This window comes from Amycolatopsis keratiniphila subsp. keratiniphila (assembly GCF_001620365.2).
GTDB lineage: Bacteria > Actinomycetota > Actinomycetes > Mycobacteriales > Pseudonocardiaceae > Amycolatopsis > Amycolatopsis keratiniphila.
In genome coordinates this window covers 275,073-296,911 of record NZ_LQMT02000014.1, presented here as the reverse complement: position 1 = coordinate 296,911, position 21,839 = coordinate 275,073, and the positions used below count along the sequence as shown (strand labels likewise).

Genomic DNA, 21,839 nt, shown 5'->3' with positions numbered 1-21,839 from the left:
CGCGGGAGACCCGGTGAAACTGCTCGGCGACGTTGACCTCGACCAGGTATTCCGAGGCGACGTCTTTGAAGAGCGCCTGCAGATCCACCTCTTGCTGATAGCTGCCGCCCATCGCGCTGCGCGCGGTCTGGCCGACGATGGCGACGACGGGCACGTGGTCCAATTTGGCGTCGTAGAGACCGTTGAGCAGGTGGATGGCCCCGGGCCCGGACGTGGCCATGCAAACCCCGGGCTTGCCACTGAACTTCGCGTAGCCGACCGCTTGGAACGCCGCCATCTCCTCATGACGGGCTTGGACGAACCGCGGCACGTTGTCCGCCTTGCCGAATGACGCGACGATTCCGTTGATCCCGTCACCCGGATAGGTGAAAACCTGATCCAACTCCCACTCGCGCAGCCGCTGAAGCAGGTAGTCGCCGACGGTTTGAGCCATGTCTTTCCTCCGTATTCCGGATCGCGGCGGAATCCTGCCGCGAGCCCGATCGGTGATTTCTCATACGTGCGGAACTCGGCGTCAGGCCGACGTTCTCGACTTCCAGCGCCGCCAGATGGTCACTCCGGCCACGGCGGCCCTGCCGCGACTAAGAGCCCATGATGGTGGCTGGCCCACAGCTGCGGATCACGCGCTCGTGCCCGGCGGTCGAACTCACCGTGCGCGCCGAAATCCTCGCCGTCCACGCCGTCGGCGGGGGCCCAAAGGTTGGATGGCCGGTCCGGGGACACGGGTTTCCGCGTCTGCTGTCCGCCGAACCCGGTGCGTGCGAGATAGCGATCGAGCAAGCTCGGGGCGAAGGCGTTCGCGACCAGGGTGCCGACCGTGCTGGTACCGGCCCAGTACTCTCGGCGGCGAGGGTGGTCGGCGGCGTGGAGGATGGCCCGTGCCGCCAGCTCGGGCTGGTAGATCGGGGCGACGGGCTTCGGATGCCGCCGCAACCGCGACAAAACCCAGGAGAACTGCGGGGTGTTGAGGCCGGGTAGCTGCACCATGGTGGTGCGGACACCGCTTCGCGCATGAAGCAGTTCACAGCGCAGCGCCTCGTTGAATCCTTGGATGGCGTGCTTCGCTCCGCAGTAGGCGGTCTGCAAGGGAATCCCACGGTAGGCCAGCGCCGACCCGACCTGCACGATGGTGCCGCGGTCACGGGGCAGCATCCGGCCGAGCGCGCTTCGCGTGCCATGGACAAACCCCAGATACGTCACCTCGGTGGCCCGCCGGAACTCCTCAGGGGATATTTCGGTGAAAGGCGCGAAAACGGAACTGAAGGCGATATTCACCCAGATCTCGATCGGTCCAAGCTCGCGCTCCACCTTCTGTGCGGCTGCATCGACCTGTGCGGCATCGGCGATGTCGATTTGCAAGGGAAGCGCGATGCCGCCCTCGTCGACGACTTCGCGGGCGGCGTTGTCGAGGCCTTTCCGGCCTCGGGCCAGCAAAGCGACCCGCGCTCGCCGCCTGCCGTATGACCGGGCGACAGCCCGCCCGACACCTCCGCTGGCACCGGTCACCACGACCACGGGTCGGTTACTCGGCATGGCTGAAGACTCCTCGATCGAACGTCTTTTCATCGTGGACTGCTTCGTGAGCCGGGTACCCGGCCGCGGCGCGCTAATCAGGCGAAGGAGCAACCGTTATCTCGCTGAAATGCGCTGTACCGTGTAGGGGTATTCGAGCTGCTCGTCTGCCCCTCGCCGGGTTCAGGCCCGATGGACCGACTTGACCGTCAGCTGGTTGCCGGGGATATCAGGATTCGCGCAGCCGGTTCCGTCCAAGGGAACGAAGTTCGCGTCGGTCTCCTGCGGAAGGTAGATCCGCAGCCCGTTGACCGGCACGGGGTCACAGGTGGCCGGATCGTAGTTGTGGACGTTGACGAACTGGACGTCGGCGACAGCGGCCTGTCCGGGACTGAGCTCGACCATGTCGCTCTTGTCTCCCGAATGTTCGGCCGGCTTCCCTACTTGGTGCCCATCGTCGCCGGCGACATAGGATACTGCGGGAAAGCCTTGTATCCGACATGGCTCTCCGCTGGAATTCGTGATCAAAAGCGGCCGGTAGACGGAACCCGCGGCACCATCTCCTTTGCCGAGTGCCATCGTGACGTCGTCTGACTGGCATAAGCCGTCCGGAGCCTCAGTCGTACGCGGCGTTGAGGTCGATAACGCTGAACTGCTTGTCGAGGGCGTACCGGGTGGGTCCGGTGCCGTTCCGCCATCGCCGCAGGCGGAAAGCGCAGCGCAAACCGACGCTGCGATGGCCAATGTCCAATTTGGACTTTTCTTCGACATCATGTGAACTCCTTTCTAATCCGTTGTATGACGGAAGACCGGGATTTCTTATGGCTTACCCTGGTGCTCGATGTTCAACCCCCTGCCCGGAAGGGCCGTTACATCAGCGACATATTCGGTGCGACGGCGGCGGCATCGCCGGATCGCAAGGGATTCGTCAGGTCAAGCTCTTCAACCTGCCGCCACACTGGGTGAAGGGTCTCCATCGGTTTGACGGGGACGCCGCGGACGATAGGAGTCTTCCGAAGAGGTGAAGCCGCGCTTGCCCAAGGCAACTACAACCGACAAAAGCTGCAGTGACTCCGACGAAACGGGCCGCTTGGCGCCGGCTGTCGCCGGGGCGTGTACGTTCCTCGCCGGTGTCTGGCTGACACTCTCACCCTTTGTGCTCGATCATGAGAACACAGGAGGTGGATTCGACGGGTACTGGAACGATGTGCTCCTGGGTATCGCTCTGATCGTGATCGGTTCCGCGCCGCTGGTGGAACCTCGTGCGGCTACATGGTGGTTGTCGGCGCCACCGTTCCTCGGCCTTTGGCTGCTCGCAGCGCCCTTCGTTCTCGGCTACAACGACGGAACACCGGCCCCCAGAAGCACGACGAGCGATATCGCCGTCGGTGTCTTCTTGTTGCTCATCTGGCTTGTGATCCCTGCGGCTCAGCCAGGTCGCACTCGGGGCAGTGGCGCTGCGGACGTCGAGCGACGCAGACGGTGATTCGGGGGCCCACCGGCCGCCTTGTCTGGACTTCATTGCTGGAGCTTGAGCGCGGGGGCGCCCAACACTACGTCGAGATGCGTACTCGGACAGCGCCCCCATGCGGATGTGGCGAGCAGATGGACGCAATAGCGTCGGCGGGGTCGAAGTCACTTTCTCGTCGAGCGGAGAAGCTCTTGCGACACAACGGCACTTCCCTTGCTGTTTCGGGCGCCTATGTCTGGATTGCCATGGTGGCGTTCGGAGGTATCGCGGTCGAGACCATGGTCATCTATCCGAATGTCTTCCACGACGCCCCAGCGTCCTTGGTCAAGGCGACGGATTTCTTCGTGGTCACCGGACCGGCCGACTTCTTCCCGCCGATGGGCGCGGCCACCGTGATGGCGGCCGCGGTCACCCTGCTGCTGCTTCGCCGGTCACGGCAGGCGAGATGGTGGGTCACGGGAAGCGTCTCGACCCTGGTGCTCGGCGAATTCTTGTTTTCTGTGGTCTTTTTCTGGCCACGTAACGACATCATGTTCGAGGAGGGGCTCGCCGCGCATTCCGTGGAGTTCCTCCGGCAGACGGCGGTCGAGTTCGAGACCGGTCACTGGTTCCGGCTCGCGTTCAGCGCGGTCACCGCGACGCTGGCCTTCATCGGTTTCCTCCGTTACCACCGGGCGCTGGCGCTTTCCGGAGGTCAGCCGTGAAGGACGAGGCTCGTCCCTCTCTCGGTATCTCCGTGCCAGGAATCATCGGTCTCGCCGCTCTCGGTGTACCCAGGGTGGTTGCGCACGACCTCGGCCTGGTGGGGCCGGTGGGCAATGCGCTGCTGGTATTCGTGCCGCTCGCCATCTGGCTCGCGATCGTGCTGTGGCGACGGGTGCCGAATCCGTTCCTCACCTTGCTCGTGGTGGGCTTGGCCTACGGTGTCCTGCTCGGCCTCACCCATCAGGTGTTGTGGACCGAGGCGTTCCCCGGCGGGCCACCGAGTCTCAGCGGCAATCTGGTCGGCACGCTGCCGCCCTCTACGGAGGCGGTGGTGCTGCGGATCTTCGCGTTCGGCAGCAGCCTGCTCACCGGGGTGCTCAACGGCGCGGCGAGCGGTGCCGTCGGCTGGCTGTTGGCCAAGATGGTTTCGGGACTACGCCGACGGAAGTGAACCGGAAGGACAGGATCGTGGCCATCGAACGGTCCACAGGGGAGGCCGCCCCCGACGGCGGACGACGGTTCCTCGTCGATCTCGGTCTCGGCATGCTCGTGTTGGTCGCGGTCGGCACGGCCATCGCCGCGAACGTGGGCGGCCCGTCCTCGCCGGGGCTCGCCGCCTATTCGTTCGGAGCGTTGTTCGGCTCGTTGATGCTGGTGCGTCGACGCTGGCCGGTCGCGACGCTGCTCGTCACGGCAGTCGCCCTGCTGGGCTACTACATGCTGTCCTACCCGCCGATCGGTCTCGCCGTGCCGGTGGCCGCTGCGCTGTTCTCGGCCACCGCGTACGGTCGCCTGTACTGGGCTGTCGGCACAGCCGCGGGCTTGCTGGCCATCTCCACCGGGGTCCGGATCGGTCAGGGAGACGACCTCGGTTTCGTGCTCGGCCTGGAGGTGCCGACGTCGGCGGCGCTGATGGCGACGGTCATCGCGTTGGGCGACAGCCTTCGTTCCCGGCGTGGTTGGCGGGCTGAGCTGGTCAAACAAGCCCGTGCCGCCGAAGTGGAACGAGAGCGCGAGGCCGCGGCCCGGGTGGAGCAGGAACGCGTGCGGATCGCACGGGACCTGCACGATCTGATGGCGCATACGGTCTCGATCATCTCACTGCACACCGACGTGGCGAGGGAGGCGCTGGCCGATGACCCGGAGACGGCGAGCCGTTCGCTCGCGGCGGCTCGGGCGGCTTGCCGGAACGTGGGCGAGGAGTTGCGGGCGACGCTGCACGCCCTGCGCGCGCCCGAGGGGGCCCCGGATTCCCCGGCGCCCGGGCTCGACCGGTTGGACACTCTCGTCGGCACCGCCACCGACGCCGGACTCGAGGTACGGGTGCGCACCGCCGGCGCACCGGTCTCACTGCCCGCGATCGCGGACGTGACCGCCTACCGGATGATTCAGGAGGCGCTGAGCAATGTGCTGAGGCACGCCGATGCCAGTACCGTGCTCATCGAACTTGACTACGGCAAGGACTCAGTGGGGATCAGCGTGACCGACGACGGCCGCGGCAGCGAAGCACCCGTCGGCACCTCGGCGGGCTTGGGCATCGCCGGCATGCGCGAGCGGCTGGTCCTGCTCGGCGGCGACTTGGACGTGCGATCCCGGCCGGGCGAATCGTTCGTGGTCCACGCCCGGATCCCCGTGCGAGGCCACGCGTGATCCGCGTGGTGCTCGTGGACGACCAGCCGTTGGTCCGTGAAGGGCTCCGGTCTCTCCTGGAACGGGCCGACGACCTCACCGTCGTCGGTGAAGCGGACGACGCCGCCGGAGGAGTCGGGCTCGTCGTGCGGGAGCGTCCCGACGTTGTGCTGATGGACATCCGGATGCCGGGCGAAGACGGCATCGCGGCGACTCGCCGGATCGTCGCGGACCCGCAGCTGCGGCAGGTGCGGGTCGTCGTGCTCACCACCTTCGACACCGACGAACACATCCTCGACGCGATCAGGGCAGGCGCGGCCGGATTCCTGCTGAAGGACACCAGTCCGGACGACCTGCGCGCAGCCGTGCGGACCGTCGCCCGCGGCGACGCCTTGCTTTCCCCATCCGTGACCCGCCGGGTCATGCGGGCCGCGGCGGCGAGTCCGAGGCCAGGCTCAGCCGGGCCGCTCGACGTGCTCACCGCACGGGAACGCGAGGTCCTCGCGAAGGTCGGAGCGGGCCAATCGAACGCCGAGATCGGGCAAAGCCTGTGCATGAGCCCTGCCACCGCGCGCACCCACGTCGGCCGCCTGCTCGGCAAGCTCGGCGCCCGCGACCGCGCGCGGCTCGTCGCCATCGCCTACGAGACCGGGCTGATCACCCCCGGAGAACACTGAGCCCAGTACTCGGCGCGGCCGTTCGTGGTCATGGCGAGCCAGAGTGACAGTATCTTCGCCCGAGGTGGTGCCCCGGGCGCACGATCTTGCCCAAAACGATCATCATGCTGGCGCTGCTGATAGGCGGCGCCCGGCATCGTCGTGATGGATGTCTCGCCGACGAGTCGGGTGAGGTTCCGCTCGCGTGGGCGGTAGCTATCAGCCCAGCCAATACTGTTACGTGAGAGTGCAGTTGGAGGTGTCGTCGCCCGCACGCTGTGGCGTGGTTGAAAACACCCCGGTGTATTACATAGCTGGAGCAGACGATGTGACCCCATTTGGCAGGAGCGTGGCGAGGTGCTCCAGATTTGCTCCAGCTACTGAACAGTAACTGAAGTTCGGCGCGCCAATTCTCAAAGTGAGGCCCAGCGAAAAAACCGCCCTACCTCGGCGAACTTGCCAGGTGGGCGGTGTTTCGTCACTGTGGAGCTAAGGGGACTCGAACCCCTGACCCCCTCACTGCCAGTGAGGTGCGCTACCAGCTGCGCCATAGCCCCGGAGCGGCTTTGTTCTCCGCATCTCGTGTGTCCATACATTACACCGCCCGCGGAGGCGGTTCACGCGGGGGTCACTCTATGCGGCCACGGACGGCACAAACCGCGCCGACCTGCATCTTTGCGACTTATTTTTAGCCGTGTATTGACTCCGCGTGTGACCCCGGTTACGTTTTCGACCATCGTGACGCCGAGGTCCCCGCCCGCTACGCCGCGTCTCCACTGGGCTCCGCCTCAGCTCGCCCTGCCCGAATGACGCGGAGGAGATCCTGATGAGGGCCAGAGCAGCCCTGATAGCCCTGTTTTCCCTGGTCGGAGCGCTGTTGGTGGCGGCTCCGGCAGCGCAGGCGGCCATCGTGCCCGATACCTGGTACACCGTGTCGACCACCGGCGGGAAATGCGTGGACGCGCGTGCCGCGGGGACGGCGAACGGGACGGTCGTCCAGCAGTACGCCTGCAACCAGACCTTTTCCCAGCAGTGGCAGTTCCAGCCCACCTCGGACGGCTACTACCGGGTCAACACGCGCAACGCTCCGGCGCAGGTGTGGGACGTCGCCGAGGTGTCGACGGCCGACGGCGGGCTGATCCACTTGTGGGCGTACGGCGGCGGGAACAACCAGCAGTGGCAGCCGGTCGAGGAATCGGGTGGGGCGTATCACTTCGTGAGCCGCAACAGTGGCAAATGCCTGGACATCCCCGGTCTCTCGACCCAGGACAGCACCCAGCTCCAGCAGTACGCCTGCAACGGCACCGGCGCCCAGTCCTTCCGGCTCACGCCGGTCTCCGGCACCGCGAACCCCGACCTCGGGCCGAACGTGCTCGTCTTCGATCCGGGGATGTCGCAGTCGGCGATCCAGTCGCAAGTGAACAGCGTGTTCTCGCAGCAGGAGACCAGCCAGTTCGGCTCGAACCGGAAGGCGTTGCTGTTCAAGCCCGGCTCGTACAACGTCGACGTGAACGTCGGGTTCTACACGCAGGTGCTGGGACTCGGCCTGTCTCCCGACAACGTGACGATCAACGGCGCGGTGCACGCGGAGGCCGATTGGTTCCAGGGCAACGCGACGCAGAACTTCTGGCGTGGCGCGGAAAACCTGTCCGTCAACCCGGCCGGTGGCACCGATCGGTGGGCCGTTTCGCAGGCCGCGCCGTACCGCCGCATGCATGTCCGCGGCAACCTGCAGCTCGACGACGGCGGCTGGTCCAGCGGCGGCTGGATGTCCGACGTGAAGGTCGACGGCCAGGTGCGGTCCGGCTCGCAGCAGCAGTGGATCTCGCGCAACTCGCAGTTCGGGAGCTGGAGCGGCTCCAACTGGAACATGGTGTTCGCGGGAGTCGGCGGTGCGCCGTCGACGAGTTTCCCCAATCCGCCGTACACCACGGTGAACACGACGCCGGTCGTGCGGGAGAAGCCGTTCCTCTACGTCGACGCCGCGGGCGCGTACCAGGTGTTCGTGCCCGCCAAGCGCACCAACGCCTCCGGGATCACTTGGGGCGCCGGCCAGCCAGGATCCTCGCTGCCGATCAGCCGGTTCTTCATCGCGAAGCCCGGCACGACGGCGGCGCAGCTCAACGCCGCCCTCGCCGAGGGCAAGGACCTCCTGATCACCCCGGGCGTCTACCACCTCGACGAGACGCTCCGCGTCACCCGGCCGGACACCGTCGTGCTCGGCCTCGGCCTGGCGACGCTGATCCCGGACAACGGCATCACCGCGATGACGGTGGCCGACGTCGACGGTGTCAAGATCGCCGGGGTGCTGATCGACGCGGGCACGACGAACTCGAACACGCTCATGGAGGTCGGCCCGGCGAACTCCGCGCAGGACCACGCGGCCAACCCGACCTCGCTGCACGACGTGTTCTTCCGCGTCGGCGGAGCGGGCGTCGGCAAGGCCACGAACAGCCTGGTGGTCAACAGCGACGACGTCATCGGCGACCACCTGTGGATCTGGCGCGCCGACCACGGCAGCGGGGTCGGATGGAACACCAACACCGCCGACACCGGCCTGATCGTCAACGGCGACGACGTCACGATGTACGGCCTGTTCGTCGAGCATTACCAGAAGTACCAGACGATCTGGAACGGCGAACGCGGCCGGACGTACTTCTACCAGAACGAAATGCCTTACGACCCACCGAATCAGGCCGCCTGGATGAACGGCTCGACGCGGGGCTACGCGGCCTACAAGGTGGCGAACTCGGTGACGAACCACGAGGCGTACGGGCTCGGCAGCTACTGCTACTTCAACGTGAATCCGAGTGTGGTGGCCGATCGCGCGATCGAGGTGCCGAACAACGCGAACGTCCGGTTCCGCAGCATGGTCGCCGTCTCCCTCGGCGGGAACGGGACCATCGCGCGGGTCATCAACGACCGCGGTGGACCGGCCAATTCGGGATCGACCGTGGCCAACCTGGTCGCTTATCCCTGATGACCCCGGTGCGCGCCGTGATGGCGGTCGCGGCGCGCACCGGCCTCACCCCAACGGGTGGCGTGCCGCGCGGCGCCGCGCAGGCGCTCCGATACTCGGGACATGCCTCTCGTCGGTCTCACCGTCGTCGAACCCCGCCTGGCCTGGCCGCTCGCCGCCGTACGCGGGGTTTTCGCCATCCTGTTCGGCATTCTCGCGTTGGTCTGGCCGGGCGCCACCGTCCTCGCCCTCGCGATCATTTACGGCATCTACGCGATCATCGACGGTATCGGCGGCCTGATGCAGGCCTTCCGGCCGGGCGACGCCGCTCATCGCGCCGCCTACGGTGTCCTCGGCGCGTTCGGGATCATCGCCGGTGTCCTCGTCCTGATCTGGCCGGGGATCACCGTGCTCGTGCTGGCGCTGCTGGTGGGCTTCTGGGCGATCTTCACCGGCATCGTCGAGATCGTCGCGGCGATCCGGCTGCGCAAACAGATCGAGGGCGAGGCGTTCCTCATCGCGGCGGGCGCGCTCTCCCTGATCGCGGGCATCGTGATCGTTTTCAACCCGATCGCCGGCGCGTACGGGATCGCCCTTCTGGTCGGGATCTACGCCTTGCTGTACGGCGTGATGCTGCTCGTGCTGGCCTTCCGGCTGAGGAAGCTCACCCAAGCCTGAAGGCCCGCCGGACCTGGACCCGTGCTCCGATACGGCGCAGGTTCGACAGGCTCGGCGAACCTTCCACCGCGGTCGCGACGGCGAACCGGTGACCTTCGCGAGCGGCCACCGCCAGACCGTGGACGAGCAGCCTGGCCTGCGCGCCCTTGCCGCGGTGAGCCCGTGGCGTGGCCGAGCCGCCGAGGAGGACGCCGTACCCGTGCGAACTCAGGGCCGCGGCGGAGATCGGCACCCCGTCTTCGACCAGCAGCGAGCGGCGGATCCGCGGGTCGGCGTGCTCGGCGGCCACGAACGCCTTCACGGCTTCTCCGCTTTCGTATCCGTCGAGCAGGACACGGAGGAAGACCTCTACGTCGGGAGAGTCGTCGACGTCCGATTCCGACTTCGCCGAGGTGAGCGGAAGTGTCGCGATCGGACGGACACCGGCGGGCACGAGACCGGTGCCGCGGGGGACCAAGCCCTCCGGGAGCACGAGCGTCGGCGGGTCGCCGTCCCAGCACGACGCCTCGGCCAGCCGGACGGCCCGCGGCAGGTTCTGCTCGGTGATCCCGGAGATCGTGCGCAGGAACCGCAGGTCCGGCGCCGTGGCCAGGACCGCCAGCAGGCCGTCTTCACGCCATGCCTCGAAACGGCCGGGAAGGCCCGCCGCGGTGGCCGCCTCGCAGGCGACGGCGGCACGGGCGTGGATCACTTCTTCGGCTTCGGTCAGCACGCTCCCAACGTAATAGGCTGATCCGGTGAGCCAGCCGATCCTGTTGACCGTCGACGACGATCCCGCCGTATCCCGCTCGGTCGCCCGTGACCTGCGCCGAAGGTACGGAAAGGACTACCGGATCATCCGGGCCGATTCCGGTGCCGACGCTCTCGACGCGTTGCGCGAGATCAAGCTGCGCGGCGACGCCGTGGCCGCGATCCTCGCCGACTACCGGATGCCGCAGATGGACGGCATCGTCTTCCTCGAGAAGGCGATGGACCTGTTCCCGAACGCGCGCCGCGCGCTGCTGACCGCCTACGCCGACACCGACGCCGCGATCCAGGCGATCAACGTCGTCGACGTCGACCATTACCTGCTCAAGCCGTGGGACCCGCCGGAGGAGAAGCTCTATCCGGTCGTCGACGCGCTGGTGGAGACGTGGCGCGCGGTGGGGGAGCGGCCGGTCGACGAGATCAAGCTCATCGGCCACCGGTACTCCTCGCCGTCGTTCCACCTGCGCGACTTCCTGGCGCGCAACGCCGTGCCGTACCGCTGGTACTCCGTCGACGACGACGAGGGCCGCCGGATCCTCGAGGCGGCGGACGCGGCGCCGCACGACATCCCGGTGTTGGTCACCCCGGGCGGCACGGTGCTCCGTCAGCCGTCGGGGCCGGAGCTCGCCGACGCCGTCGGCCTCTCCACCCGGCCCACCCAGGACTTCTACGACCTGATCGTGATCGGTGGCGGACCCGCCGGGCTCGGAGCGGCCGTATACGGCGCGTCGGAGGGCCTGCGCACGGTCATCGTCGAGCGCAAGGCGACCGGCGGACAGGCGGGCACCAGCTCCCGCATCGAGAACTACCTCGGCTTCCCGGACGGCGTTTCGGGCGCACAGCTCACCGACCGCGCGCGGCGGCAGGCGCTCAAGTTCGGCGCCGAAGTGCTCACTGCCCGCGACGTCGTGGGCCTGGAGGCCCGCGGTTCCGCCCGGGTGGTCATGTTCGGCGACGGCACCGAGATCTCCGCGCATTCCGTGGTGCTGGCAAGCGGCGTCACCTACCGGGCGCTGGAGGCCCCCGGCGTCGCCGAGCTCGCCGGCCGCGGCGTGTACTACGGCTCGGCCGCGACCGAGGCGCCCGAGTGCAAGGGCGAGCACGTCTACATCGTCGGCGGCGCGAACTCGGCGGGGCAGGCGGCCGTGTTCTTCTCCAAGCACGCCGCCGACGTCACCATCCTCGTCCGCGGCCAGTCGCTCGAAGCGTCGATGTCGCACTACCTGATCGAGCAGATCGCCGGGATCGAGAACATCCACGTCCGCACCCGGACCACCGTGGTCGAGGCGCACGGCGACGATCACCTCGAACGGCTGACCCTGTGCGAGAACGGCGGCGCGACCGAGACCGTGCCCACCGGGCACCTGTTCATCTTCATCGGCGCCGCCCCGCGCACCGACTGGCTCGGCACGGAGATCCAGCGGGACGACCACGGTTTCGTGCGCACCGGGCCCGATCTGCTCACCGACGGCGGCCCGCCGCCGGGCTGGCCGCTGGACCGCGACCCGCACTACCTGGAGTCGTCCATCCCGGGCGTGTTCGTGGCGGGCGACGTGCGGGCCGCGTCGGTGAAGCGTGTCGCGTCGGCCGTCGGCGAAGGCGCCATGGCGGTCACCCTGGTCCACCGGTACTTGGAGGAGCAATGAGCGTTCTGCCCAGGGAAGAACTGCGCGGGCTCTTCCTCTTCGAGCACCTCAGCGAGGAACAGCTCGACTGGATCGACGAGCACGCCGTGCTGGAGCAGTACACCGGCGGCACCACGGTCATGCGCGAGGGTGAACCGGCCACCTGCTTCTATCTCCTGCTGTCGGGCGCGCTGCGGATGACGCGGCTCGTCGGCGGCACCGAGGTCGAGACGATCCGGTCCGATCAGCGCGGCGCGTACTGCGGCGCGACGCAGTTCTTCGTGCACCAGGAGACCGAACACACCTACGGCGCTTCGGTGCACGCGGTCAGCGACCTCACCTTCCTGACCCTGCCCGCGGCCGAGTTCGCCACCGAGTTCCGCCGCTGGTTCCCGATGGCGACGCATCTGCTGGAGGGCATGTACCTCGGCTGGCGCAACAGCGACACCGTCATCGGTTCGCGGCGGCGGCTGCTGGCGCTCGGTGAGCTGTCCGCCGGGCTCACCCACGAGCTCAACAATCCGGCGGCCGCCGCCGTCCGCGCGACGGCGTCGCTGCGGGAGCGGGTCGCCGGGATGCGGCACAAGCTCGCGATGCTGGCGAAGAAGAACGTCGACCCGGCGCTGCTGGAGCAACTGCTCGACATCCAGGAACAGCTGGTCAAACAGGTCGCGTCGGCGCAGAAGCTGACCGCGATGCAGCAGGCCGACCGTGAGGACGAGATCGGCGACTGGTTCGACGACCACGGCATCGACCAGGGCTGGGATCTCGCCGACATCTACGTCCGCGCCGGGCTGACGGTGCCGGATCTCGACCGGTTGCTCGACGCGGTCGGCGAGACCTTTCTCGACGGCGCCGTCCGCTGGCTCGCGTACGCGCTCGAGACCGAGATGCTGATGGGCGAGATCGAGGATTCGACCACCCGGATCTCGGTGCTGGTCGGCAAGGCCAAGCAGTACTCGCAGATGGACCGCGCCCCGCACCAGTGGATCGACGTCCACGAAGGCCTCGACTCGACCCTGGTGATGCTGGCGGGCAAGATCGCGCCCGGGATCCGCGTCGTGAAGGAGTACGACCACACGATCCCGAGGATCCCGGCGTACGCGGGCGAGCTGAACCAGGTGTGGACGAACGTCATCGACAACGCGCTCGGCGCCATGGGGGCCGAGGGCACGCTGACCCTGCGGACGGCCAGGGTGGACGACCATGTGCACGTCGAGATCGGTGACACCGGGCCCGGTATCCCGGCGGAGGTGCGGCAGCGGATCTTCGAGCCGTTCTTCACCACGAAACCGGTGGGGCAGGGGACCGGCCTCGGCCTGGACATCTCCTGGCGGATCGTCGTCGAACGGCATCAGGGCGACCTGCGGGTCGAATCGGCGCCGGGTGACACGCGGTTCACCGTGTGCCTACCGGTCTCGGAGCAGTCCGTGATCTGATTTTCCTTACGCCCCAGCACTTCGCCAGAAACTACCGACGGCTTCCGTTCATCGATCGTTCACTTCGAAATGGCTCGCCCGCGCGTCAAAAGAGTCGAACGGGCTGAAAGATCGAGCCTGTGAACGAGGGGGTGGGCGGGTGAAACGCCGTCTGTCGATCGGCCTGGCCGTGGTGTTGCTGCTGGCCGTGGCCGCGGTGATCGTCTGGGGCCGGGACGGTGACGAGAACACCGCGCAGGGCACGGATCTGACCACCGTGCGCGGGGTCATCGGTTCGGAGAAGCTCGCCTTCTTCTCCGACAAACGGGTGGCGGACGCGTTCGCGAAGCACGGGCTGAAGGTCGAGGTCGACACCGCGGGCTCGCGGCAGATCGCGAGCATGGACCTCGGGAAGTACGAGTTCGCGTTCCCGTCCTCGTCGCCCGCCGCGCAGCGGATCCAGCGCGATCACCAGGTGACCGGCGTGCACACGCCGTTCCAGTCGCCGATGGCCGTCGCGACCTTCGAGCCGATCGTGAACCTCCTGAGCGCCAACGGGACCGTGCGCAAGGGTGCCGGCGAGTACCAGGTGCTCGACATCGCGAAGTACCTCGAAGCCGCGCAGAAGGGCACGCGCTGGGACCAGCTTCCCGGCAACACCGCGTTCCCCGCTCGCAAGAACGTGCTGGTCACGACCACGGACCCGCGCGAATCGAACTCGGCGGCGATGTACCTGTCGATCGTCTCGTTCGTCGCCAACGGGAACAACGTCGTCAGCACGCCGGAAGCCGAGGCGAAGGTGCTGCCCGCGGTGTCGAAGCTGTTCATCGACCAGGGTTACACGCAGAACAGCACCGAAGGCCCGTTCGAGGACTACCTCGCGGCCGGGATGGGCAAGACGCCGATGGCGCTGATCTACGAGTCGCAGTTCGTCGACAGGCTGGTGCGCGCCGACGGTTCGATCCGGCCGGACATGCGCCTGCTCTACACGGCACCGACGGTGTATTCCAAGCACACGCTCGTGCCGCTGAAGCCGAACGGCGACCAGGTCGGCAGGCTGCTCGCGACCGACCCGGAACTGGGGAAACTCGCCGCCACCTTCGGTTTCCGCACCGGGGATCCGCGCCTGTTCGCCGACGTCGTCGCCGCGGCCAAGGCGCCGGTGCCCGCGGATCTGGTGGATGCCGTCGAGCCGCCGTCGTACGAAACGCTGGAGCGGCTGCTCGACGCGGTGAAGAAGCAGTACTGATGGACGATTTCACGCTCACTCCACCCGAACCGGTGGAGGCGATCCCGGCCGAGCGGGCCGCCGGCCTGGTCACCCTGGCGCCGGAGGTTCACGCTGAGATCGCGAAGCGCGCGGAGGGGTTCGCCCGGCGTCTCGAAGCGCTCGACGTCCGGTCGCCGGATTTCACGCGCGTCTTGGACGAGCTGCTCGCGGTCGGCGAGTCCGACATGCGTGCGGCGGCGACCGTCGCCGGAGCGCTGCTGGACCGGTCGACGCGGGCGCTCACGGAAATCGGGTCGCCACAACACCAGGCGACGGTGAGCCTGGCCGGGCTCCGGCGGGCCGTGGCGGAGATCGACCCGGCGAAACTGCCGATCACCGGCCGGAAGCTGATGGGACTCATCCCCGTCGCGGGCAGCGCGAAGAAGGCGCTGGACCGCTATCGCGCGGCCAACGAGCCGGTGAACGCGCTCGTGCTGGACCTGCGTGCGCGGCAAGACCTCCTGCGACGGGACAACGCCGCGCTCAAGGGCGAGCGAGAACGCCTGTGGGCGACGCTCGGCAAGCTGTCGGAAGCGGCCGCGTTCGCCGAAGCCGTGGACACGGCCGTCGACCGCCAAGCCGGGATCTTCGACTTCACCGATCCCGTGCGGGCCAAGGCCTTGCGGGCGGACGCGCTGCATCCGATCCGGCAGCGGCATCAGGATCTGCTGACTCAGCTCGCCGTCAGCGCGCAGGGTTACCTGGCGCTGGATCTGGTGCGGCGCAACAACGACGAGCTGATCCGCGGGATCGAGCGGGCGGTGTCGACCACGGTCGCGGCGTTGCGGGTCGCGCTGGTGGTGAGCGGAGCGCTCGCCGGGCAGCGCGACGTCCTCGACGAGATCCAGGCCGTGCAGGCGACCACCGACGGGCTGATCAGGGCCAACGCGGAAATGCTGGAACTGCGCAGCGCCGAGATCCAGCGCGCGGGCAGCGATCCGGCGGTGGCGGTGGCGACGATCCGCGAGTCGTTCGAGCGGATCTACCGGAGCATCGACGCGATCGACGAGTTCAAGGCGGGGGCCGTCTCGACGATGGCGGCGACCGTGGAGGCGCTGTCCGGGGAGATCCGGCGGGCCGAAGACCATCTGCGCCGGTCTCACGAGACGGCGGCGGCCGAGGGGGCATCGTGAAACGCTGGGCTGTGCTCACGGTGGCGGCGATCTGCGCGCTGTCACTTGTTTCCTGCGATTCGAGCGAAGGCGGGACGGGACTGGGGGAGGCCGAAGCCGGCACCTTGCGGGTGCTCGCGGGCAGCGAACTGGCCGACCTGCGGCCGCTGCTGGAGCAGGAGGCGGCGGCGACCGGCGTCCAGGTCAGATTCCAGTTCACCGGCACACTGGAAGGCACCGAGTCGCTGGCGAACGGCAAGGCGGACGGCCAGTACGACGCCGTCTGGTTCTCGTCGAACCGGTATCCGGCGGCGGTTCCGGAGGCCGCGAAACGGCTGGGCGAGCAGGTGAAGATCATGAGCTCGCCGGTGGTACTCGGGCTGTCCGCGTCGTCGGCGCAACGGCTCGGCTGGACCGGCAGGCCGGTGGGCTGGGGCGAAATCGCCGAACAGGCCGGGAAGAAGGCCTTCACCTACGGCATGACCGACCCGTCCGCGTCGAACTCCGGGTTCTCGGCGCTCGTCGGGGTGGCGTCGGCGCTCGCAGGGGCGGGCAACGCGATCGACGCGCAGCAGATCGCTTCCGTCACCCCGAAACTGACCGAATTCTTCAGCGCGCAGGCGATGTCGGCGGGTTCGTCGGGCTGGCTTTCCGAGGCCTACCAACGACGGGCGAGCGGCCAGGATCCCGGCAAGAAGGTCGACGGCCTGATCAACTACGAGTCCGTCCTGCTGTCGATGAACGCGAGCGGGAAACTTCCCGAACCGCTGACGCTGGTGTATCCCTCCGACGGTGTCGTGACCGCGGACTACCCGCTGACTTTGTTACAGAGCGCGAATTCCGACGCGCGGGACGCGCACCGCAAGCTCGCCGAGAGGCTGCGGACGCCGGACGCCCAGCGCAAGATCATGGAGACCACGCAACGCCGTCCGGTCGTGCCTGGGGTCCAGCTGGGGCAGCAGTTCGCGCGGAAGGACCTCGTCGAACTGCCGTTCCCCGCGACGCAGCAGGCGGTCGACGCGTTGCTGGGCGCCTACTTCGACAAGATCCGGCGGCCGTCGCGGACGCTGTACGTGCTCGACACCTCCGGCTCCATGGCGGGCGACCGGATCGAGTCGCTGCGCGCCGCGCTGATCGGGCTGACCGGCGCCGACGGTTCGCTGACCGGGCGGTATCGCCGGTTCCGCAGCCGGGAGGAGGTCACGATGCTGCCGTTCGACACCGTGCCCGGCAGCCCGGAGACGTTCACCGTCCCGGACGGCGATCCACAACCCGCGCTGGACAAGATCAAGCGCTTCGCCGAGGGCCTTGACGCGAACGGCGGCACGGCGATCTACGACAGCCTCCGGCGCGCGTACGACATCATGGGGCCTTTGATCGCGCGCGACCCCGATCGCTTCAACTCGATCGTGCTGATGACCGACGGGCAGAACGCGAACGGTTCGAAGTTCTCGGACTTCCAGCTGACGTTCCCGTCGCTGCCGGAGGCGATGCGGCAGATCCCGGTGTTCACCGTGATCTTCGGCGAAGGCGACTCCGCCGAACTCGGCGAGGTCGCGAAACGCACCGGGGGCAACGTGTTCGACGCGCGAGGCGACGTGCTGCCCAAGGTGTTCCAGGAAATCCGCGGGTACCAGTGATCGGGTACCTCGGCTCCACGAAGAACCTCGCCGGTTGCGTCGGCGGGCTGATCGGGCTGGCGCTGTACCTGACCGGCGTCGTCGGTGGGTTGTGGCCGCTGGTCGTCGCCGGGCTGTACGCGGTGTTCGCCCTGCTCGCGCCGCCCGAGCGGGTCCGGCTGGTGTCACCGGACGCCGTCGCCGAGGCCGGGCAGCTGCGGGCCGACCTCGAATCGTTGGTGGGCAAGGTGACCGAGCGAGCACAGCGGATGCCGGGGTCCTCTGTGGACAGTGTGCGACGGATCGCCGAAGTGCTCGAAGACCTGCTTTCGCGGCCGGAGCGGTGGGCGGCGAACCCGGACGTCCAGCACGCCGTCACCCGGTTGGCGCGCACGGATCTGCCGCTTTCGGTGGAGACCTATCTGAACCTGCCGTGGTGGTTCGCCGCTAAAAGGCCGGCCGACGAACTCCTCGCGCAACTGGAGCTGCTGGAAACCGAAGCGCACCGGATAGCGGAACGTTTCTATGCCGGCGACGTCCATCAGCAGGCCGACCACACGCGATATCTGCGCGAGCGCGGGGAATCGGCCTAGCGGTCCCGTTCAGTGGTAAGCGAAAACAGTCTGCCGGTCATTCTGCATGGGCAAACCGGTTTTCCCGTGGTGAACTCGTGACGCCGATCCGATCATGGTCGGTGATCCGTCTTCCCCAGGGAGTTCAGACGTGCACAAGTACAGACTCGGGGCGGCCTTCCTGGCCGCTGTGGCGATGTGTCTCGCCGTCGTCGTCCCGGCGAACGCCGCGGAACGTGACGAGCACTGCGTCGCCGACACGATCACCGGAGCCTTCCGGTGCTTCGACAGCGTGGGCGAGTCCCTCGCCGCGGCGTCGGCGGGCGAGGTCGGCGCGTCCGCGACAGTGATCAGCGTTCTCTACGAACACGCGAACTTCGGCGGCGCGAGTGTCGCCGTCACCGGAGCGCCGTGCGTCGAGGGGACGAACCAGACCATCGGCTACCTCGGCTCCATGAACGACAAGGTCTCCTCGTTCAAGACCTTCCACAACTGCTACATCACGATGTACGAGCACGCCGAATACCAGGGCGCCACCCAGGAGTGGTATGCCAACGACAGCGCCAACTACGGGTCGGACATGAACGACAAGGGCAGCTCCGTGGTGTATTCGCGCGGGCCGTCCCGCGCCGAACTGCTCAAGGACTGCGGCCGCGCCACCAAGACCTGCAACGCCCACGTCGACCAGCGCGGCCAGGACTTCTACGGCGAGTGGAACCGGGTGGACACGGTCTTCAACTGCAGCGCGAACAAGATCACCCAGGTGATCGGCAAGCGGGACACCCGCAGCGGGAAGAACACGGTGTCGAACGAGATCAGCGTGAGCGCGGGCTTCGAATTCCTCGTCCAGTGGACGGTCGCCTACAAGCGCACGTGGGGCCAGGAATGGGGCTGGGAGACCAGTGAGAACGTCGAGACCCGGATCGAGGTGAATCCGGGCTATTGGGCGGGTCTGGACCGCTCTCCGGTGATGCGCGTGGGCTACGGCTCGTACGACATGTGGTACGACAAGCGTCGCTGGGGCCACCACCAGTGGTACGTCTGGAACTTCAGCGGTGAGGGCCCGGCGCCCGGTGTCGTCGGCCAGACCAGGACCGTCGGCAAGAAGATGACCACGGACGAGAAGAAGAGGGTGTGCGGCAAGAAGACCGGTCTCGTGCGGTCGTCCGCCCTCGCGGAGGCGGAAACCGCCGCGGCCGTCGCGAAGCCTGCCGCGCCCGCGGTGAGCGTCGCGCAGGGCGCGTTGCACAGCTGACCCGATGATGGCCCTCGTCATCGCGGCGAGGGCCATCGCCGGTCAACGTCCGGCGAGCCGCGGCAGGGTCAACGTGGTCACGGCCGTCGTCACCCAGCCCAGCAGGTCGCCGAGCGGGATGGTGGACAGCTTCTCCGGCCATTCCTCGGCCAGTGCGTGCAGGACCAGGTGGCCGTCGTGCGCCTCGACCGCGGTGAGCCGGATCCCTTGCGGGAGTTCGGGTAGCGGCAGCACGATCGGTTTGAGCCGGGACGGCGGGCCGAACCGGCGGCGTCCGATGTGGACGGACATCGGCCGGAGGACGACGGTGTCGTGCTCCACAGTGGACTCCAGGGTGAGGTGACCCCAGCGGGGCCGCTTTTCCCAGCGGATGTGGAAATGCCCGTCGTCGCCGGGGGTCACGATGATGCCCGGCCGGACCTCGGCCACACGTGCCTGGAGGACTTCCGGTGCTACCCGGATCGCCATCTTCACCTGTTCGGGGATGGCGGCAGGGGAGGGGAGCGAGCGAAGGCGGACGTTGGACGCCAGCACGGTGATGCGTTCCAGCGGGGTGTCCGGCCAGTCGACGTCCTCGACGACGATGCGGACGTCGCCGACCCGGCCGGTGGCGGCCAGGCTGAGGCTGTCGGCCTGGTAGTCGAGCCCGGTCAGGGTGAGGCCGACGTCGTGCCCGTCCACCTTGGCCGTGAGCCTCCTCCCGACCAGCTGCTCGGTCACGGTCTTCAGGATCGCGGCCGGGGTCACGGGCACGTTCGGCAACAGCGCCCGCCCGGCGGCGGCCAGGCCGAACAGCTCGGGAAGCGGGTTCAGGTCGAACCATCTGCCGTCGCTCATCCGTCCAGTGTCGCCGAACGGGACGCCGATCGCCGCCGCAGGGGGTCAGCGGGCCGCGAAACGGGCGATCACGCCCGCCAGGATCACCCAGAACGCCGCGGCCAGGCCGTAGTCGAGGATGACCGCGAGATTCGGGTCACTCACCGGGAAGAGGCCCGGCCAGAACAACGCCAGCGGCCTGGCCAGCGCCTGGATGAAGATGAAGAAGCCGTTGCCCGCGTTGGCTCCCGCGAGCACCATCACCATGTACAGCAGCTCGATGAAAGCGAACAGCGCGCCGATGCCGGTGATGACGCGCACGGCGGTGTTGCTCCTACTGGTGGTTCGCCATCTGGACATACTGGAAAAGTTCCCGGCCTTCGTGGCGGCAAACGCGTCAGTAGCCAAGTTGCGCCGATCGGCCGCACCTCGGCTACTGCCTGGAGACGCTTCGCGACACAGCGCTTACTAAGTGATATCGATTATCATTACTGATATGACTACTGGGGACTGGAACGACAGCTGGGAACGCCTCATGGCGAGGTATCAGCCGGGCCGTGAGCAGGCGATCGAGCGGGTGATCGACCTGATCGCGGCGCGCTGCGACGGCCGGGCGCCGCGGGTTCTGGACGTGGGTGGCGGCACGGGCACTCTCTGTTCCCGTCTGCTCGCGCGTTTTCCCGAGGCGGAGGTCACGCTGGTCGATCTCGACCCGGTGATGCTGGCGATCGCCGGCGCGTCGCTGCCGTCCTCGGTGGAGGTGGTCCGGGCCGATCTGCGTGATCCCGGCTGGACCGGCTTGCTGCCGCACAGCGGCTACGACGCCGTTCTGGCGATCATGGCGTTGCACTACCTGCCGCCGGACCGGTTGACCGCGTTGTACGCCGAACTCGCCGGGCTGGTGCGGGCGGGCGGATTCGTGGCCAATGTGGACGACATGCCGGAGACGGAAGCCGTGGCGTCCGCGAGTGACGACGGCTCCTGGGACGCTTGGTGGGACCAGGTCGCGGCGGATCCGGTGCTGGGCCCGGCCGTGGTGGAACGGGCCCGGCTGTTCGGCGATTCGTCTTCGGCGGAATGGCATCCGCCCGCCGCGTGGCATCTGCGGGCCTTGAAGGCCTGGCCGGTCGGCGAGCCCGCCGTGGCGTGGCGGGACGGCGCCCAAGCCGCTGTGGTGGCCTTCAGGCCTCGCTGAACGGTGGATCGTCGAGCGGGGCGCCCCGCCATTGCCACCCGGCCCGCGACGGCCGCCCCGGTAGCTCCACGCGGTCCGTCGCCCACAGCAACGCCGTCCAGGGATCGACGCCGGCGACGTCCACTTCCGGGAACATCCGCGCGAGCACGCGCGAACAGACGTCGCGCGGCGGATCGAGCGTGACTTGGAGGCCTCTGGCCATGTCCTCGCCGTGGACGAGGACTTCGACACAGCCCATCCCGGCGAAACCTTCGAGGTCGGCGCGACCGCTCGGGTGGTACGCGCGGACGTCCGGGGCCACCGTGCGGAGCGTGGCGCCCAGGATGCCGCCGGCGACCGTGACGAACTCCAGCATCTCCGACGGAGTCGCGTCCTTGTCGGCGACGGATTCGAAGCAGACGAAACGCGGTGTCGACGGCCGCGCGATCAGCAGGCCCGCGTAGGAGATGAGGCAGTCGCCGAGGTGTTCGGCCGTGCGCCAGGCGTTCAGCTCGCCGGTGCCCGGCGCCGCCGACCAGTCACGGCCCGACGCCTGGCGCAGTTCGCCGACCACGCTCGTGATCGCGGCGTCGAGGTCGCCGGGGGTGACCGTCATCGTGG

21 protein-coding genes, 1 tRNA gene and 1 pseudogene are annotated in these 21,839 nt (G+C 68.0%); 15 read left to right on the top strand and 8 right to left on the bottom strand.

The window, feature by feature from the left end; all coding sequences use genetic code 11:
- Positions 1–19: 19 nt before the first annotated feature.
- The 3 genes and pseudogenes from AVR91_RS16535 to AVR91_RS16525 form a co-directional block, all read right to left on the bottom strand.
- A pseudogene (locus tag AVR91_RS16535) lies at positions 20–433 on the bottom strand (thiamine pyrophosphate-binding protein); the annotation flags it as partial.
- Between the two features lie 119 nt (positions 434–552).
- Positions 553–1,566: an SDR family oxidoreductase gene (locus AVR91_RS16530; protein ID WP_323807891.1), complete on the bottom strand. Its 1,014-nt coding sequence runs from the start codon at positions 1,564–1,566 to the stop codon at positions 553–555.
- A gap of 129 nt (positions 1,567–1,695) precedes the next feature.
- Positions 1,696–2,283, bottom strand: coding sequence for a DUF4232 domain-containing protein (locus AVR91_RS16525; protein ID WP_323807892.1), 588 nt, complete (start codon positions 2,281–2,283; stop codon positions 1,696–1,698).
- Positions 2,284–2,533: 250 nt separating this feature from the next.
- On the opposite strand from AVR91_RS16525, the gene AVR91_RS44605 reads away from it, so the two are divergent.
- The 5 genes from AVR91_RS44605 (at position 2,534) to AVR91_RS16500 (ending at position 5,994) form a co-directional block, all read left to right on the top strand.
- Positions 2,534–2,998, top strand: coding sequence for an SPW repeat domain-containing protein (locus tag AVR91_RS44605; protein WP_083737593.1), 465 nt, complete (start codon positions 2,534–2,536; stop codon positions 2,996–2,998).
- 230 nt (positions 2,999–3,228) lie between these two features.
- Positions 3,229–3,687: an anthrone oxygenase family protein gene (locus AVR91_RS16515; protein ID WP_063277096.1), complete on the top strand. Its 459-nt coding sequence runs from the start codon at positions 3,229–3,231 to the stop codon at positions 3,685–3,687.
- A gap of 74 nt (positions 3,688–3,761) precedes the next feature.
- Entirely contained in the window at positions 3,762–4,139 is a 378-nt protein-coding gene (locus AVR91_RS16510) for a hypothetical protein (protein WP_228708368.1), read from the top strand.
- Positions 4,140–4,156: 17 nt separating this feature from the next.
- The gene (locus tag AVR91_RS16505) at positions 4,157–5,338 is read left to right on the top strand and encodes a sensor histidine kinase (protein ID WP_143254018.1); all 1,182 of its coding nucleotides are present in this window, start codon (positions 4,157–4,159) and stop codon (positions 5,336–5,338) included.
- Positions 5,335–5,994 carry a response regulator transcription factor gene (locus AVR91_RS16500; RefSeq protein ID WP_063277093.1) on the top strand — a complete coding sequence of 220 codons (660 nt, stop codon included), beginning with the start codon at positions 5,335–5,337 and terminating at the stop codon, positions 5,992–5,994. Before AVR91_RS16505 ends, AVR91_RS16500 begins: the two co-directional genes overlap by 4 nt.
- Before the next feature lie 463 nt (positions 5,995–6,457).
- Here the strand turns inward: AVR91_RS16500 and AVR91_RS16495 are convergent.
- Positions 6,458–6,530 (bottom strand) — tRNA-Ala (locus tag AVR91_RS16495).
- A 269-nt stretch (positions 6,531–6,799) separates the two neighbouring features.
- On the opposite strand from AVR91_RS16495, the gene AVR91_RS16490 reads away from it, so the two are divergent.
- Complete coding sequence (locus tag AVR91_RS16490) at positions 6,800–8,953, top strand: RICIN domain-containing protein (RefSeq protein WP_063277092.1); 2,154 nt, start codon at positions 6,800–6,802, stop codon at positions 8,951–8,953.
- 102 nt (positions 8,954–9,055) lie between these two features.
- Complete coding sequence (locus tag AVR91_RS16485) at positions 9,056–9,610, top strand: HdeD family acid-resistance protein (protein ID WP_063277091.1); 555 nt, start codon at positions 9,056–9,058, stop codon at positions 9,608–9,610.
- Here AVR91_RS16485 and AVR91_RS16480 read toward each other — a convergent pair.
- On the bottom strand, positions 9,597–10,322 hold the full coding sequence (locus tag AVR91_RS16480) for a hypothetical protein (RefSeq protein WP_063277090.1): 726 nt from the start codon (positions 10,320–10,322) through the stop codon (positions 9,597–9,599). The two genes, AVR91_RS16485 and AVR91_RS16480, sit on opposite strands and share 14 nt — an antisense overlap.
- Before the next feature lie 25 nt (positions 10,323–10,347).
- Here AVR91_RS16480 and AVR91_RS16475 point away from each other — a divergent pair, with 25 nt between their 5' ends.
- From AVR91_RS16475 to AVR91_RS16445, 7 genes are all read left to right on the top strand, one after another.
- Positions 10,348–12,003 carry an FAD-dependent oxidoreductase gene (locus AVR91_RS16475; RefSeq protein ID WP_016331961.1) on the top strand — a complete coding sequence of 552 codons (1,656 nt, stop codon included), beginning with the start codon at positions 10,348–10,350 and terminating at the stop codon, positions 12,001–12,003.
- A complete protein-coding gene (locus AVR91_RS16470) occupies positions 12,000–13,421 on the top strand; it encodes an ATP-binding protein (protein WP_063277089.1) in 1,422 nt (473 codons plus the stop codon). The genes AVR91_RS16475 and AVR91_RS16470 overlap by 4 nt, the downstream gene beginning before the upstream one ends.
- A gap of 139 nt (positions 13,422–13,560) precedes the next feature.
- On the top strand, positions 13,561–14,649 hold the full coding sequence (locus AVR91_RS16465) for a hypothetical protein (RefSeq protein WP_063277088.1): 1,089 nt from the start codon (positions 13,561–13,563) through the stop codon (positions 14,647–14,649).
- Complete coding sequence (locus tag AVR91_RS16460; RefSeq protein ID WP_063277087.1) at positions 14,649–15,803, top strand: toxic anion resistance protein; 1,155 nt, start codon at positions 14,649–14,651, stop codon at positions 15,801–15,803. Before AVR91_RS16465 ends, AVR91_RS16460 begins: the two co-directional genes overlap by 1 nt.
- Positions 15,800–17,422, top strand: a complete 1,623-nt coding sequence (locus AVR91_RS16455) for a VWA domain-containing protein (RefSeq protein ID WP_063277086.1) — start codon at positions 15,800–15,802, stop codon at positions 17,420–17,422. Before AVR91_RS16460 ends, AVR91_RS16455 begins: the two co-directional genes overlap by 4 nt.
- Positions 17,419–17,994: a hypothetical protein gene (locus AVR91_RS16450; RefSeq protein ID WP_063277085.1), complete on the top strand. Its 576-nt coding sequence runs from the start codon at positions 17,419–17,421 to the stop codon at positions 17,992–17,994. Before AVR91_RS16455 ends, AVR91_RS16450 begins: the two co-directional genes overlap by 4 nt.
- Positions 17,995–18,124: 130 nt before the next feature.
- Positions 18,125–19,228 (top strand): peptidase inhibitor family I36 protein, encoded by a 1,104-nt coding sequence (locus tag AVR91_RS16445; protein ID WP_063277084.1) that lies wholly within the window; start codon positions 18,125–18,127, stop codon positions 19,226–19,228.
- A 42-nt stretch (positions 19,229–19,270) separates the two neighbouring features.
- On the opposite strand, the gene AVR91_RS16440 is transcribed toward AVR91_RS16445, so the two are convergent.
- Together AVR91_RS16440 and AVR91_RS16435 are read right to left on the bottom strand one after the other, a co-directional pair.
- Positions 19,271–20,065: an LmeA family phospholipid-binding protein gene (locus tag AVR91_RS16440; protein WP_063277083.1), complete on the bottom strand. Its 795-nt coding sequence runs from the start codon at positions 20,063–20,065 to the stop codon at positions 19,271–19,273.
- Positions 20,066–20,110: 45 nt separating this feature from the next.
- Positions 20,111–20,365, bottom strand: coding sequence for a hypothetical protein (locus tag AVR91_RS16435; RefSeq protein WP_016331969.1), 255 nt, complete (start codon positions 20,363–20,365; stop codon positions 20,111–20,113).
- A gap of 175 nt (positions 20,366–20,540) precedes the next feature.
- Here AVR91_RS16435 and AVR91_RS16430 point away from each other — a divergent pair, with 175 nt between their 5' ends.
- On the top strand, positions 20,541–21,239 hold the full coding sequence (locus AVR91_RS16430; protein ID WP_063823224.1) for a class I SAM-dependent methyltransferase: 699 nt from the start codon (positions 20,541–20,543) through the stop codon (positions 21,237–21,239).
- Here the strand turns inward: AVR91_RS16430 and AVR91_RS16425 are convergent.
- On the bottom strand, positions 21,226–21,834 hold the full coding sequence (locus AVR91_RS16425; RefSeq protein WP_063277081.1) for a maleylpyruvate isomerase mycothiol-dependent enzyme family protein: 609 nt from the start codon (positions 21,832–21,834) through the stop codon (positions 21,226–21,228). The two genes, AVR91_RS16430 and AVR91_RS16425, sit on opposite strands and share 14 nt — an antisense overlap.
- Positions 21,835–21,839: the final 5 nt, after the last annotated feature.